This window comes from Rhizobium sp. SG570 (assembly GCF_012275345.1).
GTDB lineage: Bacteria > Pseudomonadota > Alphaproteobacteria > Rhizobiales > Rhizobiaceae > Rhizobium > Rhizobium lusitanum.
In genome coordinates this window covers 672,626-686,628 of record NZ_JAAZQI010000001.1, presented here as the reverse complement: position 1 = coordinate 686,628, position 14,003 = coordinate 672,626, and the positions used below count along the sequence as shown (strand labels likewise).

Here is a 14,003-nt window from a genome sequence, read left to right as displayed (position 1 = left end):
CTCCAACACCTCTCTGGAACGACCATGCCCACGCCGGTAGCAGCCATCGACATCAGACGCGATCTGGTCGGCCTTCTCCCGAAGCTTCGCCGCTTCGCGGTGACACTCACCGGCGATTTGACCGATGCGGACGAACTCGTCCAGAGCGTCTGTCAGCGCGGCATCGCTAAATTCCATCTTTGGAACGGCGGTGGCAAATTGGAAAGCTGGCTCTATACGATGGCCCGACACCAATGGGTCGACGAAGCCCGGCGCCACAAGCTGCGCCCCGCCGCCAAAGGCAGTGCCCTGGAACAGGGCGAGCCGGCGGCATCGGCTACGCATACCAATCCGGTGGAAGACGGAGAAGCGCACCGTTTGGTCACATCTTTGCCCGAAGGACTTGCCAGTGTCTTCCTGCTGGTCGAAGTCGAAGGGCATAACTACAAGCAGGCGGCCGATATTCTCGGCATTCCCTTGTCGGCAGTGACATCGCGGCTCTCCAGCGCCCGTCTCTATCTTGCCTCCCAAGGCCACAGCCGCTCGTCTCGAAGGTTTTAAGCATTGCAGGACATGAAGAAAATGCCGCTCGAAGTTCGTTTGTCCGCCTTCATGGATGGCGAGACGAGCCGCGAAGAGAAGGACGAGCTGGAAAAGCTCATTGCTTCCGATCCTGACGCGCGGCGGATTTTCGATGAACTGAAGCACGGCTCCGATGTCGGCCGCAAGGCTTTCGACGAAGTGTTGAAGGAACCGGTGCCGCTGGCACTTGTGCGGTCCATCAAGAGTGCGCAGCCTCCGAAGACGCGCGACCCCTCCCCCCGTCTTGCCCGGCCATCCCTGAAACTTGCCCCTACCGGCAGGCAGTCGCTTGCGGCCGCCCTCATCCTGTTCGCGCTCGGCGGCGGCATCGGCTATTTCTTCGGCATGCAGCCACCGGGCATGCCGGCAGCCGCGCCGCCCACTCCGGCGCAGACATCGACGCGCAACTGGCTGGATGACATTGCCGCCTACCATCGCATCTATTCGCGCCAGCCGCACCATATGGTCGAACTGCAAGCGAGCGAGCTGGATGAGATCGGCAAGTGGCTATCGAGCACGGTGGGCGTCAAGTTCAATTTTCCGGATCTTGCCGCCGACGGCCTCGTGTTCCAGGGCGCACGCATGTTCGTTGCCGGCGGCAAGCCTGTCGGCCAGCTGATCTACAAGAACCTGGATGGTGACGTCGTCGCCATCTGCTTCACCAAGATCGACGGTGCGTCGAATGACGACAATTTCGACGAGACCATCAAGGACGATGTCAGCATCGTATCCTGGCATCGCAATGGCGTGACCTATGCAGTCGTCGGCCCCTCCTCGGATGCGATGCTCGACCAGATTGCCAATAGGGTATCCTCGGAAATCTAAAAAGCATTCTCTCGCTTTGCAGCTTGCGGCTGCCAGCCAGCCGATGGATAATGGGTGGCGGTCAATCGCATTGGATTATATTCTCGCTGGAGTTTCACCATGTCCGACATTCTGCTGACCATCCCGGAAATCGACAGTCGAATTGCGGCAATAAGGGAAAATCTGCGCGAGCTGATCGAGCAAGCCACCGCCTTTTCCGGCGCGGCGGACGAAGAACGGACGTCGGATCGCATCGCCGAACAGGAAGAAGAGCTCGAGCGGTTGACGAAACAGCGCGACGTCCTTGCCCAGCAAAAATCCTGAGCGCGCCACAAGCGCGTGTCGTTACTCGGCATCGGCTTTGACACCTCTGAAATCATGGTCCGTTCTGTGCTGCCGGCGCATTGCCTGGCTGCAGCGCAATTTCTGCTGACATTGGCGCCGATACACGCTATAGAGGCAGCAGCGACCATGAGGAGAGCACTTTGATGAAAACCCACGGCACAGGAAACCACCGCTGAAAAGCAGTGCCGTGAAGGACTGCTTGTTCGGTCCGCCCATCAGATTGCTATTTCCCGCCCTCGGAGGGCACTCATGTTTCGTCGCTTTGAAGAGTTCGTCGATCCGTTCCAGGATTATGGCGAGCTGAAGCCATCGTCGCAGACGTGGCGGTATCTCATCACCAACCTTCGCCCTTTCCGAACTGTCATGGCCATGAGTCTGGCCTTGACCGTCATAGGCGCTGCCATCGAAATCTGGCTCATCGGCTATACCAGCCAGCTTGTGGATAATCTGGCAGCAGCCAGGCGGGATGAACTCTGGGCATCGCAAGGCACCGGGCTGCTGGCCGCCGCCGCGCTGGTGTTGATCGGCCGGCCGCTTGCGGGCTATCTCAGAGAGAGCCTTGACGACATCGCATTCAGGCCGAATGCCGAGACGCTGTTCCGCTGGCGCGCGCATCGTCATGTGCTCAGGCAATCAGTCGGCTGGTTCCGCCAGGATTTCTCCGGGCGCATCGCCAGCCAGGTGCGCGACATCGGTACGTCGGCGACCGGTGCTGCCTATGCCGTGCTGCATACCCTGTCCTTCGTCTCGATCTATGTCGCCGGCTCGTTCTGGCTGATGGCCTCGATCGATCCGCGCCTGATCTGGCCGCTGATCGTATGGCTCTGCTGCTATCTTGGCATGATGGCCTTCGTCATCCCACGGTTGCGCCACGCATCGGAGAACTTCCAGGGAGCCAATGCCGCTCTTGCGGGCATGACGGTCGACACCTACGCCAATATCGACCTCATAAAGCTCTTTGCCGACGCGCAAACGGAGGATCGTGAAGCCCTGCAGCGCTTTGCCACCGCGCGAGAAACCTTCGTTCGCGTGCAGAAACTCGAGGTCACGGTCAATTCGAGCATGCTGTTCCTCGGCAGTTTCCTGATCGTCGCATTGGTCGGCTATGCCGTGATCCTATGGCAGTCGGGCGGCGCGGCGCTCGGCCTGATCGCGGCCTCGCTTGCCCTGAGCTTCCGCATCACCGGCATGGCGGAATGGATGCTGGATGCCGTTTCCTCTCTGTTTGCCCATTTTGGCGCGATGCGGCAATCGCTGCTGACCGTGGCGCAGCCTCTCTCGATCGAGGATGCGCCCGGGGCACACCCGCTTGCTATCGATCGCGGCGAGATCGCCTTCAAGCAAGTCACCCACCATTACGGCAAAGGTGATGGCGGTCTGGACGGCGTTTCCCTGCGGGTTGCGGCGGGCCAGAAGATCGGCCTTGTCGGCCGCTCGGGCACGGGCAAATCCACCCTCGTCAACCTGCTGCTGCGTTTCTTCGACCCGGAGTCCGGCTCCATCGAAATAGACGGCCAGGATATCCGCCGCGTGACGCAGGAAAGCCTGCGCCGGCAGATCGCCATGGTAAGCCAGGAGGCCACTCTTCTCCACCGCTCCATTCGCGACAACATCGCCCACGGCAATGCCGGCGTTTCAGAGGCCGCGATTGTCATGGCCGCCGAAAATGCCGCCGCCGACGGTTTCATCGCCAGCCTGCGGGACCATGAAGGGCGGACCCGCTATGACGCCCATGCCGGCGAGCGCGGCGTCCAGCTTTCAGGCGGCCAAAGGCAGCGCATAGCGATCGCCCGCGCCATTCTGAAGGATGCGCCGATCCTGATCCTGGACGAGGCGACGTCGGCGCTGGATTCGGAAGTAGAAGCCGCCATCCAGGACACGCTCTACGGCATCATGGAGGGCAAGACGGTCATCGCCATCGCCCACCGACTGTCGACCATCGCGCGGATGGACCGCATTGTCGTCCTCGACGGCGGCCGTATCGTCGAGGATGGCACCCACGCACAGTTGCTCGCCCGCAACGGCATCTATGCCGCGCTCTGGGCACACCAATCCGGCGGCTTCATCGAAGCCGACGATCCGGCAGCGAGCTGATACGCAACAACAAATCCCCTCGGCGTGACCGAGGGGATTTTAACAGAAGGGGCTGATGGCCTCAGCCTTTCGCCGTCTTGATATCGAGCACGCGGTTTGCCGCCGAGACGATCGCTTCCAGGGAGGCAGCGACGATGTTGGTGTTTATGCCGGCACCGAAGAGCTTACCGCCCGGATAGGAAATCTCGACATAGGAGATCGCCGAGGCGTTGGAGCCATGCTGCAGCGAATGCTCTGAATAATCTTCGACGGACATCGGAACGCCGAGATAGATCGAGAGCGCGTTGATGAAGCCGTCGATCGGGCCGTTGCCATGCCCTTCGATACGCTTCACCTCGCCATTGTCGGTAATCTCGGCGGCGACGATGCGCTGACCCTTACGCTCGGGATCGGCGAAGGTGTGATGATCGACGAAGCGAAGGCGGGCACCCGGCTGCGTTACGTAGCGCTCGATGAAATGCTCGTAGATGCGCTTGGATGGCAATTCCTTGCCTTCCTCATCGGTGATGCGCTGGATCTCTTCGCGATATTCCACCTGCAGATTGCGCGGCAGGTTCAAACCGTAGTCCTGCTGCATGATATAGGCGATGCCGCCCTTGCCGGATTGCGAGTTGATGCGGATGATCGCCTCATAGGTGCGGCCGACATCCTGCGGGTCGATCGGCAGATAGGGCACTTCCCAGACCGGATGGTTGGCGACCTTGGCAGCTTTCATGCCCTTGTTGATCGCATCCTGGTGCGAGCCGGAAAAGGCGGTGTAGACCAATTCGCCGACGTAAGGGTGACGCTCGCCGATCGCCATTTGGTTGGAATATTCGAAGACTTCCTTCATGCGCTCGATGTTGGAGCAATCCAGCTCTGGATCGACGCCCTGCGTGAACATGTTCAACGCCATGGTGACGACATCGACGTTGCCGGTGCGCTCGCCATTGCCGAACAGAGTGCCTTCGACGCGGTCGGCGCCGGCCATCAAGGCCAGCTCGGCGGCGGCGATGCCTGTGCCGCGGTCATTGTGCGGGTGCAGAGAGATGATCAGGTTTTCGCGATTGTCGAGATTGCGGCACATCCATTCGATCTGGTCGGCGTAGATGTTCGGTGTCGCCATTTCCACAGTCGACGGCAGGTTGATGATCAGCTTGTTATCCGGCGTCGGCTTCATCACGCCGATGACAGCGTTGCAGATCTCCAGCGCCACATCCAGCTCGGTGCCGGTGAAGCTTTCCGGCGAATATTCGAAGCGATAGCCGCCGCCGGCCTTGGCCGCCATGTCGCTGATCATCTTCGCCGCATCGACGGCGATCTGCTTGATGCCCTGCACGTCCTTGGCAAACACCACGCGGCGCTGCAATTCGCTGGTGGAATTGTAGAAATGGACGATCGGCTTGTTAGCGCCTTCGAGAGCCTCGAAAGTGCGGGTGATCAATTCCGGACGGCATTGCACCAGTACCTGCAACGATACATCGTCAGGCACATTGCCCTGCTCGATGCACCAGCGGGCGAAGTCGAAGTCGGTCTGCGAGGCCGAGGGGAAACCGATTTCGATTTCCTTGAAGCCCATGTCCAGCAGCAGCTGGAACATGCGCGCCTTGCGGTCGTGACCCATCGGATCGACCAGCGCCTGATTGCCGTCGCGCAGGTCGACGGAACACCAGATCGGCGCCTTGGTGATGACCTTGGACGGCCATGTCCGGTCGGGAATGTTGATCTGGGGATAGGCGCGGTATTTCACCGTTGCTTCGGGCATGCCTTTGGGGGAATGGCTGTTTGCGTCCATGGTTTCGTCTCTTCCTTTCCCGTCATTTATCCCGCGTCTTAGCCGATCGGATGCGGCTTGGCGATGATAAATGCGGACCCCTCGCGGGTGTACTGTCGATTTTAGGGTAAGTCGCGAGGAGCGATGGCCAGCGGGCTTTTCGGCCGCCGGGCGCTCCTCAAAGGACCCGGCAACCGCGCGTAAGGCCGAGGAGGAGAAGCGATGTCAGGGCGCGCGTATTGTCACGCAGGGCGAAGCGCCCACGTGCAATCTGTTCGGAAATCTTTGCGCCAGTCAACTTCATGGTCGCGCTTATAGCCGCGCGACAACAAAGAAGCAACCCCCTGCTCACTTCTTCAGCAGCTGCACGCCGCGCGACAGCGCCATCATCAATCCGCCGGCAAGCAAGCCCCAGAAGGCGCCGGAAATTCCGCCGAAGGAAACACCCGATGCCGTCACCAGAAATGTAATCGCGGCAGCCTCGCGCGATTCCGCCCGCTGGAAAGCATTGAGAGCTGAGTTCGACAGCGCGCCGACCAGCGCCAAGCCGGCGACCGCCTCGATCAGGATCTGCGGTGCCAGCGCCACGAAAGCGGTGACGGCACTGGCGAGCAATCCCAGGATAATATAGCCGATCCCGGCAACGATCGCAGCCCAGTAACGCCGCTTGGGATCCGCATGCGCATCCTGGCCGGCGCACATGGCGGCCGTGATCGCCGCAAGATTGACCGCATGGCCGCCGAAGGGCACGGCCAACAGCGAAAACACACCGGTGATCGCAAATAGCGGGCCCGGCTTGGGATCGTAGTGATGGACCTTCAGCACCGCGATGCCGGGGATATTCTGCGACGCCATGGTCACGATGAATAGCGGCAGCGCGATGGAGACGAGGCCGGCGATGGTGAAGACCGGTTTCACCAGTTCCACAGTCGGCAACAGCGAATGCTCGAGCGAAGCGAATGCACCATCCGGTATTTTCACGCCGAAAGCCAGCACCAGGGCGAAAGCGGCAAGTGCCGCCGGCACTGCCCACAACCGCTTGAAGGAGCCGACAATGATCCAGGCAAGGATAATCGGCAGGCCAAATGCGGGATTGAAGGCAATCGCCTTCACCGGCGCAAAACACAGGCCAAGCAGCACGCCCGAAAGCATAGCGTTGGCCAGCGGCGCGGGGATGGAAGCCACCGCACGGCCGAACGGCCGGAACAGCCCGGCAATGACGATCAGGACACCGCAGATGAAGAAAGCCCCGACCGCCGCTGGAAAGCCGCCCTCGATCGCACCGGCGCTCGCAAGCAGCGCCGCGCCGGGCGTCGACCAGGCAATGCTGATGGGCAATCTGGTCACTGCGCTCAGCACGATGGCGCAAAGACCCATTGCAACCGAAAGAGCCATCAGGCCGGACGCCGCCTGCGCATCCGTCGCGCCGACAACCTGCAGACCGTGGAAAACGACGGCAAAGGAACTGGCAAAGCCGACAAAGGCCGTGAGGCACCCCATGAACAGGCTTTGGATGGAGAAATCTTTGAGCATGGCGGCGAAGACTCAGGGCGGAAAAGACGATTGAGCCCCCATGGAGCATCACAAGCAGCGGGCGTGCAAGTGCAGTTCCCGGGCAAAGTGGCAACGATGACAGCAAGACCGGCCATCGGCGAACGGTGCCGAAGTGGACAATGCAACTTGCCGGCCATCGACACATGATCATCGCAGATCATCAAACATGCACAAACATGCAGATTGACTCTCTCGTTTCTGCACGTTAATGCAAATTCATGAGCAATTCACTTCCCTTGTCCCGCCGCGACGTCATAGAAGCACGGCTTGCGGACGGACGGCAGATCGTCGCCGCATCGCTTGCGGCCGAGTTCAACGTTTCCGAGGATGCCGTGCGCCGGGATCTGAGGGCGCTTGCCGCCGAGGGCAAATGCCGGCGCGTCTATGGCGGTGCGCTTCCTCTCCTGACGCCCTCGCAGCCCATCTCTGCGCGGATCGGGCAGACATCCGATCGAAAAAGGGCGCTGGCGCGAGCAGCCGCCAGCATGATCGAACCGGGCGAGTTTGTATTTCTCGACAGCGGCAGCACGAACCTTGCGATCGTTGACTTGCTGCCGAAGAACAGCGAACTGACGATTGCCACAAACTCCATCGACATAGCGGCTGCCATCATGAACCGTGGCGACTTCGAGCTCATCCTCATCGGCGGCGTGGTCAATGCCATCGTCGGAGGCAGCGTCGACGCGACGGCGGTCGCAGCCATCGAGAACATGAATATCGATCGCTGCTTCGTGGGTGCCTGCGCGGTTTCGGCGAGAAACGGCATCAGCGTGCATGAACACGCGGACGCCATTTTCAAACGGACGCTCATCAAACGCAGCGCGTCGCGCATCGCCATAGCAACGTCAGAAAAGTTTCACGAGCGTGCGGCGCATCGCATCGGCGGTGCCGCCGATATCGATTGGCTGATTGTCGAAGACGACCTGCCAGCTGGCGACGTGGAAGCCGCGGTCGAAGCTGGTTTCGCTCTCGTGAAGCCGAACGACATCACTTCATCGTCCTGATCTCGAAAGACGGGGAATCATCATGCAATCCGCTGATCGGCCGGAAACTCGGCTGGCAACACGACTGGCTTTTTTGATCGCGGGATTTGGTCTCGCTTGTTGGGCTCCCCTCGTCCCCTTCGCCAAGGCCCGGCTCGGGGTCGATGACGGTGTGCTGGGCATATTGCTGCTTTGCCTAGGCCTCGGCTCGGTCGCCGCGATGCTTGCCACCGGCATGTTGAGCGCACGCTACGGCAGCAAACCCATCATTATTGCGGGCGGATTGGGGCTCGCGCTCACCTTGCCGATCCTCACCATAGCCAGCACGCCATTCACGCTGGGCATCACCCTCGCCGTGTTTGGCGCATCGCTCGGATCACTCGACGTCGCGATGAACATTCACGCTGTCGAGGTGGAAAAAGGCGCAGGCCGGCCTCTGATGTCGGGCTTTCATGCTCTTTTTAGCATTGGTGGCTTTATCGGCTCGTTGCTGGTGACGTTGTTGCTATCCGTTCACGCCGGCCCTCTGGTCGCAACATTGCTATCTTCTGCCCTGATGGTACTCGCCATGGTCGTCGCATGGCCCCGGCTGCTCAGGACCGTTCCGTCGGAGGATGCGCCGCTCTTCGCCATTCCCCGCAGCTTTGTTTTGCTGCTTGCCGTCCTCGCCGCCATTACCTTCCTCGTCGAAGGCGCCATTCTCGATTGGAGCGCCCTGCTGCTCACCACGCAAGGCAGGGTCGAGGCCAGCCATGGCGGCCTCGGCTACATGCTGTTTGCGATTGCCATGACAGCAGGGCGCCTGGCCGGCGATACCATCACGGCGAAGCTCGGCGACAGGGCGATCATGCTATGGGGCGGCCTCGTCGCGGTGGCCGGGTTCGTCGTTCTGCTGCTGAGCCCGATCGCGATCCTTGCCATGAGCGGCTTTCTGCTGATCGGGCTTGGCGCCTCCAACATCGTGCCGGTGCTCTTCCGCAAGGGAGGGACGCAGACGGTCATGCCGGCGGGGCTGGCTGTCGCCGCCATCACCATGTGCGGATATGCGGGCGTGTTGATCGGGCCTGCCAGTGTGGGCTTCGTCGCGAACCATGTCGGCTTGCCCGGCTCCTTCTGGATGCTCGCCATATTGCTGTGCGCCGCACCTCTATGCGCCGGCATCGTTACCCGCCCCCAGGGCCAGGAGGAAGCAAATGCGTATCGCTCATACCGCTCTGTGGACACGTGATATCGACGCCGCAGCGGCGTTCTGGATGAAGTACTTCGGGGCGACCGTCGGCGAGCCCTATCACAGCCAGCGCCGCCCCGGCTTCATTTCCCGCTTCGTGCATCTGCCTGCGGGGCTCGACCAGGTCGAACTGATGACCGGCCCATGGCTTCCAGCCGATACGCATGACGAACGCGTCGGTTGGGACCATATCGCAATATCGCTGGGCGACCGGGCGGCCGTCGATGCGCTGGCCGAGCGATGCAAGACGGATGGCTGCCTGAAATCCGGGCCCCGGACAACGGGCGACGGTTTCTACGAGGCGGTTATTACCATGCCGGACGGAACTCCGATCGAGATCACGACGTAGAAAGCATGCAGGCCGGACGACGCTCGTCATCCGATTTTTTCGAATTCGCCGCCCCCGGAAACGTTGCACCCTCCCAAGCGGCGAACGCTGGCGGCGGCCGATCCCGCCGCCAGTACTTTCTTCTGGTCAAGGACATCCCGGTTGTGAAACCACTTTCACCAACAGTGCATGCCGGCAAATCCTCAGCTCATAACCCTTAATGATGCGCTCTCCGGCTGACCGGCGACTTCAGAGAGTCATAAACTGTTCGAGAATGTCGTCGAGCCGTCGCTTTCGCACGGCGGCCAGTTGGGCGCTCTACGAGATGGCAGTGATCTCAAGCTCTTGATCACCCACGCTGACGACATCTCCGACAGCCTTGCCGATCAGAAGCCTTGCCACCGGGGATACGAAGGAAATCGAACCGGCCTTGGGGTCCGCTTCATCCTCTCCGACGATGCGATAGGTCTGCACGCGCCCATCGTCACGGCTGAAGGTCACCGTGCTCCCGAAGGCGACGGTGTCAATCGAAGTCGGGTCAGGGACAAGCTGAGCCGTGCGAACTCTTGCCGCAAAGTAACGCAGATCGCGCAAGGGGCTTGCTGCCTGCCGGCGACGTTCGTTCACGTCTTCGATTGTGCTCGAAGCATCGTAAGCCTCGCGCGCTTGCTGGAGCTGCAACTCCAGAGCCTTCAACCCCGCTTCCGTCACAAGATTCGGATGCGCCGAAATTGGGCGATCAGGTATCAGGGTTTCCGAAGCGGTTTCGAAACTCTCTTCCTTGGTGAAGGCAACAGCCAATCTTGAACTCCCTTCGGGCGCGGCGCGTTCTTGCAGCACATCGGGACGATTGCCGCTGCACTGTCAGAACCATAAATACACCGACAATGGACGAACCGCCAATCTTGGCCCATCGGTGGCCGATATCGCCCCACGGACTGCGACGTTTCCGGTCGTCCCGGACGACAAGAATAGTTCAGCTTGGAACAAGGCCGGCTTCGGCTGCCGATGCCTGCCCGGTGGAAAGCGCTTCCCTTACTGCCAGCGCGGCCATGGCGAGGGCGGCCTCGCGGGTCGCGGCGGCGGCGATGAAACGGCCATTGTGGCAAAAGCTCGCGCCCTCTACGCCGCAAGCCGCCTCCAGATCACCATTCGTCAGGCCAGCCCAAGCCGCAGGCAGATCGGCCCGCAGCTCAAACCCTTCCTGGGCGCGGCGGATACCGGTCAGGCACCAGTCCTTTTCGCGCGGGTGAACGACAAACAGCAAATGATCCGCGCCCGCCTTCACGATGGCCGGACGGAACGGCATTCCCATCGGGAGTTCCAGAACCCGCCCCTCGCCGGTATCCACGATTGCCTGGTGCACAAGTGCCTCGGCCCGCAATTTTGCAGCACTTTGACCTATCCTTGCCTCAACGAAACTACGTGCGATGGCCAGCGCGGTGTGGAAGCCGCGATCGTCGGCCTCGGGATCGGTCTCGTCGAACACCGGTTTTAAGGTTTCCAGCAGCGCCGGCAGCGTGAGCCCGGCCAGCGGCCCGGCAACGGAGGGGCTGAGCGCGCCATTGTCCACCAGATCGACCGGCAGCACAAAGCTGGCATCGAACGAGGCATGTACGGCATCGATATTTGCTTCAGGAAGACCGAAGGCGGCGAGATAATCACGGCCATAGTGCTTCCAGATCAATCCGAACGAACTGTAGGGTTGGCCATCGTCCCGCAGCGGCGCACCGCGCTGATGGTGATCGTAGATCCGCTCCGCGGCATCATATTTTCCGCCCACATCGTAGATGATGCGGTCGGCGCCGGGTGTGATCCATTCCTGCGCCCTGCTGCGGATCAGGCGAGCCTGCGGGAAGAGCCGGGTCAGGATGACGCTGGACAGCAGCTCGTCGGCATGGAAGCCACCGGAATGGGTGACGAGGAAATCTGGGATCATGCCGGGATGTGCCTTGTTGTTTGCGGAGGATCGTCTTGAGGTTGGCACCAGATAGCCGTTGCTGGACGTCAGCTCAACCCGTCATTCGCTCTTCTGGTGCGTTAGTCGTTCCCTACCTCGAGCGACAATACGGAACGTTTCGAACGGGGTGGATCGGTGTCTGCGTTGGGCAAGGGCAGCCGTGGCAAACAGCTTTCACCGCACAAAAAGCCCTCGCCTGCCTGCCGGCAAACGAGGGCTCTCGATAAGCAAAATCTGCTAGATCAGATTTCCGCCTGCGACGTCACGATGCGCGAGACCAGACCATAGGTCTTGGCTTCTTCGGCGGACAGCCAGTAGTCGCGGTCCGTATCCTTGGCGATCTTTTCGACCGGCTGACCGGTGGCTTCCGAGAAGATCCTGTTCAGGCGCTCGTTCATCTTGATGATCTCGCGCGCCTGGATCTCGATGTCGGAGGCCATGCCGCGCGTGCCGCCGGACGGTTGGTGCAGCAGGAAGCGCGTGTTCGGCAGGCAAACACGGCGCTCCTTGGGAACCGAGACATAGATCAGCGCACCGGCGGAAGCGACCCAACCCGTGCCGATCATCCAGACCTTCGGCTTGATGAACTTGATCATGTCGTGAATGGAATCGCCTGATTCGACGTGGCCGCCGGGCGAATTCACATAGATGCGGATGTCTTCGTCGCTGGCGGCGGCGAGCGCTACGAGCTGCGCGCAGGTCTTCTGCGCCAGTTCCTGCGTGATGCCGCCATAAATGAAGATCGAACGCGACTTGAAAAGATTCGCCTCCGCGTCCTTGCCCAAGGGCAGCTCCGTCTTCTTGTCTTCCTGTTCGTCTTCGTCGTTCATTCAACTCTCCAGCAGATGCGTCGTTCACCGCACATAGTGCGACTCAATCCGTAAAACAATGCCGGAAAAAGACAAGGCGGGAATAGCACCAGGGAACATGGTGTTATGGCTGCGGATTACCGAAATGTAACTTGAAAGGCTTTGAAAAGCCGACATTGGATCCTACGTCAGGTCAGCGCGATGAGGATCGCGTCCCAAATTTGCAGCAACAGATAGCCAAGGAGGCCATCATGTCGCCTGAAGAACGTCAACTGCTCACCTCTCTCTTCGACCGCGTGCGCGCCGCATCCAGCGCTCAACGCGACGCCGATGCGGAGACCTTCATCAACCAGTCGGTTCGCGACCAGCCCTACGCGCCGTATTTCCTGGCGCAGGCCGTTATCATGCAGGAACAGGGCATGAAGGCTGCCGCCGATCGCATCCAGCAGCTCGAAGCGCGCGTGCACGAGCTCGAGCAGCAGGGGGCCGACAGCCATCCGCAGGGTCAGAGCGGCGGTTTCCTCGGCGGGCTCGGTTCCCTCTTCGGCGGTGGCCAGCCGCCGCGCGCGCCGGCGCCTCAGGCCGGATATCCGCAACAGCAGGGTCGTCTCTATGATGATTATGCCCGCAACGCCCAACCGCAGCCAGGCCCATGGGGCGGCCAGCAGCCGCAGCCATCCGGCCCGTGGAGCCAGCAGGCAGCAGCCCCCTCGGCCGGCGGCAGTTTCCTGCGCGGCGCTCTCGGCACGGCAGCCGGCGTCGCCGGCGGCGTGATGCTGGCGGAATCGCTCTCCAGCCTGTTCAGCCCGCATCTGGGCGGCACTGGCGGCGGTCTCTTCGGTGGAAATTCCGGCAGCGGCCTCTTCGGAGGCACGGCGGCCAATGCAGCCGAACAGCCAGTGCAGGAAACGATCATCAACAACAACTATTTCGGCAATGACGATAATAGCGATCAGAATGATCAGAGTGCCGCCGATTACGCCCAGGACGCCGCGCAGGACGCCCAGGACGACGCCAATGACGATTCGTTCGACAATGGCGGCGACGACAGCTCGTTTGCCTGACACCAGGCTATCGTGAGCTCAAAGAAAAAGCCGCCATCAGACGGCGGCTTTTTGTTCAGCCTCGACCACGATAGGGCTGCACGCCCTGATCCGGCAGCCATACGCCTTCCGGCGGCTTGCCGGTCTGCCAGAAGACGTCGATCGGGATGCCGCCGCGCGGATACCAGTAGGCGCCGATGCGCAACCACTTGGGGTCCAGCAGTTCCACCAGACGCTTGGCGATGTAGATCGAGCAATCCTCGTGAAATGCGCCGTGGTTACGGAAGGAATGGAGGAAGAGCTTCAACGACTTCGATTCCACCAGCCATTCGTTCGGCACGTAATCGATGACGATATGGGCGAAATCCGGCTGACCCGTCATCGGGCAAAGCGAGGTGAATTCGGGCGCCGTGAAGCGGACGACATAATCCGTGCCGGCATGGCCGGACGGCACTTTTTCGAGAACGGCCGCTTCTGGGTTCGCTGCCGTTTCTGTCTGGCTGCCGAGCATCGACAGGCCGGAAACATCGGTATTGGGCAT

14 protein-coding genes are annotated in these 14,003 nt (G+C 61.1%); 8 read left to right on the top strand and 6 right to left on the bottom strand.

Annotation, left to right across the window (positions count from 1 at the left end; translation table 11 throughout):
• Positions 1-24 precede the first annotated feature (24 nt).
• The 4 genes from FHT28_RS03300 to FHT28_RS03285 all read left to right on the top strand — a co-directional run bounded on the left by FHT28_RS03300 (position 25) and on the right by FHT28_RS03285 (position 3,804).
• A complete protein-coding gene (locus FHT28_RS03300; RefSeq protein ID WP_037194773.1) occupies positions 25-540 on the top strand; it encodes an RNA polymerase sigma factor in 516 nt (171 codons plus the stop codon).
• 21 nt (positions 541-561) lie between these two features.
• Entirely contained in the window at positions 562-1,386 is an 825-nt protein-coding gene (locus FHT28_RS03295) for an anti-sigma factor (protein ID WP_051963390.1), read from the top strand.
• Positions 1,387-1,485: 99 nt separating this feature from the next.
• Positions 1,486-1,689 carry a hypothetical protein gene (locus FHT28_RS03290; protein ID WP_037194776.1) on the top strand — a complete coding sequence of 68 codons (204 nt, stop codon included), beginning with the start codon at positions 1,486-1,488 and terminating at the stop codon, positions 1,687-1,689.
• A 270-nt stretch (positions 1,690-1,959) separates the two neighbouring features.
• The gene (locus FHT28_RS03285) at positions 1,960-3,804 is read left to right on the top strand and encodes an ABC transporter ATP-binding protein (protein WP_037194778.1); all 1,845 of its coding nucleotides are present in this window, start codon (positions 1,960-1,962) and stop codon (positions 3,802-3,804) included.
• 61 nt (positions 3,805-3,865) lie between these two features.
• Here the strand turns inward: FHT28_RS03285 and leuA are convergent, their stop codons facing one another.
• Positions 3,866-5,578, bottom strand: coding sequence for a 2-isopropylmalate synthase (leuA, locus tag FHT28_RS03280; protein WP_037194779.1), 1,713 nt, complete (start codon positions 5,576-5,578; stop codon positions 3,866-3,868).
• A gap of 327 nt (positions 5,579-5,905) precedes the next feature.
• A complete protein-coding gene (locus FHT28_RS03275) occupies positions 5,906-7,090 on the bottom strand; it encodes a benzoate/H(+) symporter BenE family transporter (protein WP_037194780.1) in 1,185 nt (394 codons plus the stop codon).
• 239 nt (positions 7,091-7,329) lie between these two features.
• Between FHT28_RS03275 and FHT28_RS03270 the strand changes: the two genes are divergently transcribed.
• From FHT28_RS03270 to FHT28_RS03260, 3 genes are read left to right on the top strand one after another with little or no spacing between them, the layout of a single operon-like run.
• A complete protein-coding gene (locus FHT28_RS03270) occupies positions 7,330-8,115 on the top strand; it encodes a DeoR/GlpR family DNA-binding transcription regulator (RefSeq protein WP_047638666.1) in 786 nt (261 codons plus the stop codon).
• A 22-nt stretch (positions 8,116-8,137) separates the two neighbouring features.
• Positions 8,138-9,322, top strand: coding sequence for an MFS transporter (locus FHT28_RS03265; protein ID WP_168595558.1), 1,185 nt, complete (start codon positions 8,138-8,140; stop codon positions 9,320-9,322).
• The gene (locus FHT28_RS03260) at positions 9,288-9,671 is read left to right on the top strand and encodes a glyoxalase/bleomycin resistance/extradiol dioxygenase family protein (RefSeq protein WP_047638668.1); all 384 of its coding nucleotides are present in this window, start codon (positions 9,288-9,290) and stop codon (positions 9,669-9,671) included. The genes FHT28_RS03265 and FHT28_RS03260 overlap by 35 nt, the downstream gene beginning before the upstream one ends.
• Before the next feature lie 297 nt (positions 9,672-9,968).
• Here FHT28_RS03260 and greA read toward each other — a convergent pair whose 3' ends face one another.
• From greA to FHT28_RS03245, 3 genes are all read right to left on the bottom strand, one after another.
• Positions 9,969-10,451: a transcription elongation factor GreA gene (greA, locus tag FHT28_RS03255; protein WP_037194784.1), complete on the bottom strand. Its 483-nt coding sequence runs from the start codon at positions 10,449-10,451 to the stop codon at positions 9,969-9,971.
• Between the two features lie 175 nt (positions 10,452-10,626).
• Positions 10,627-11,589, bottom strand: a complete 963-nt coding sequence (locus FHT28_RS03250; protein WP_092576328.1) for an MYG1 family protein — start codon at positions 11,587-11,589, stop codon at positions 10,627-10,629.
• 263 nt (positions 11,590-11,852) lie between these two features.
• On the bottom strand, positions 11,853-12,440 hold the full coding sequence (locus FHT28_RS03245) for an ATP-dependent Clp protease proteolytic subunit (RefSeq protein ID WP_037194786.1): 588 nt from the start codon (positions 12,438-12,440) through the stop codon (positions 11,853-11,855).
• Between the two features lie 230 nt (positions 12,441-12,670).
• On the opposite strand from FHT28_RS03245, the gene FHT28_RS03240 reads away from it, so the two are divergent.
• On the top strand, positions 12,671-13,483 hold the full coding sequence (locus FHT28_RS03240) for a DUF2076 domain-containing protein (protein ID WP_168595557.1): 813 nt from the start codon (positions 12,671-12,673) through the stop codon (positions 13,481-13,483).
• Positions 13,484-13,538: 55 nt separating this feature from the next.
• Here FHT28_RS03240 and queF read toward each other — a convergent pair whose 3' ends face one another.
• On the bottom strand, positions 13,539-14,003 hold the full coding sequence (gene queF / locus FHT28_RS03235; protein WP_037194787.1) for a preQ(1) synthase: 465 nt from the start codon (positions 14,001-14,003) through the stop codon (positions 13,539-13,541).

What these genes read in the sequence shown, in the direction of transcription:
- queF (WP_037194787.1), bottom strand. Translation starts at nt 14,003, where the DNA reads ATGCCCAATACCGATGTTTCCGGCCTGTCGATGCTCGGCAGCCAGACA.
- FHT28_RS03300 (WP_037194773.1), top strand. Translation starts at nt 25, where the DNA reads ATGCCCACGCCGGTAGCAGCCATCGACATCAGACGCGATCTGGTCGGC.
- FHT28_RS03240 (WP_168595557.1), top strand. Translation starts at nt 12,671, where the DNA reads ATGTCGCCTGAAGAACGTCAACTGCTCACCTCTCTCTTCGACCGCGTG.
- FHT28_RS03270 (WP_047638666.1), top strand. Translation starts at nt 7,330, where the DNA reads ATGAGCAATTCACTTCCCTTGTCCCGCCGCGACGTCATAGAAGCACGG.
- FHT28_RS03265 (WP_168595558.1), top strand. Translation starts at nt 8,138, where the DNA reads ATGCAATCCGCTGATCGGCCGGAAACTCGGCTGGCAACACGACTGGCT.
- leuA (WP_037194779.1), bottom strand. Translation starts at nt 5,578, where the DNA reads ATGGACGCAAACAGCCATTCCCCCAAAGGCATGCCCGAAGCAACGGTG.
- FHT28_RS03245 (WP_037194786.1), bottom strand. Translation starts at nt 12,440, where the DNA reads ATGAACGACGAAGACGAACAGGAAGACAAGAAGACGGAGCTGCCCTTG.
- FHT28_RS03250 (WP_092576328.1), bottom strand. Translation starts at nt 11,589, where the DNA reads ATGATCCCAGATTTCCTCGTCACCCATTCCGGTGGCTTCCATGCCGAC.
- FHT28_RS03260 (WP_047638668.1), top strand. Translation starts at nt 9,288, where the DNA reads ATGCGTATCGCTCATACCGCTCTGTGGACACGTGATATCGACGCCGCA.
- FHT28_RS03285 (WP_037194778.1), top strand. Translation starts at nt 1,960, where the DNA reads ATGTTTCGTCGCTTTGAAGAGTTCGTCGATCCGTTCCAGGATTATGGC.
- FHT28_RS03295 (WP_051963390.1), top strand. Translation starts at nt 562, where the DNA reads ATGCCGCTCGAAGTTCGTTTGTCCGCCTTCATGGATGGCGAGACGAGC.
- FHT28_RS03275 (WP_037194780.1), bottom strand. Translation starts at nt 7,090, where the DNA reads ATGCTCAAAGATTTCTCCATCCAAAGCCTGTTCATGGGGTGCCTCACG.
- FHT28_RS03290 (WP_037194776.1), top strand. Translation starts at nt 1,486, where the DNA reads ATGTCCGACATTCTGCTGACCATCCCGGAAATCGACAGTCGAATTGCG.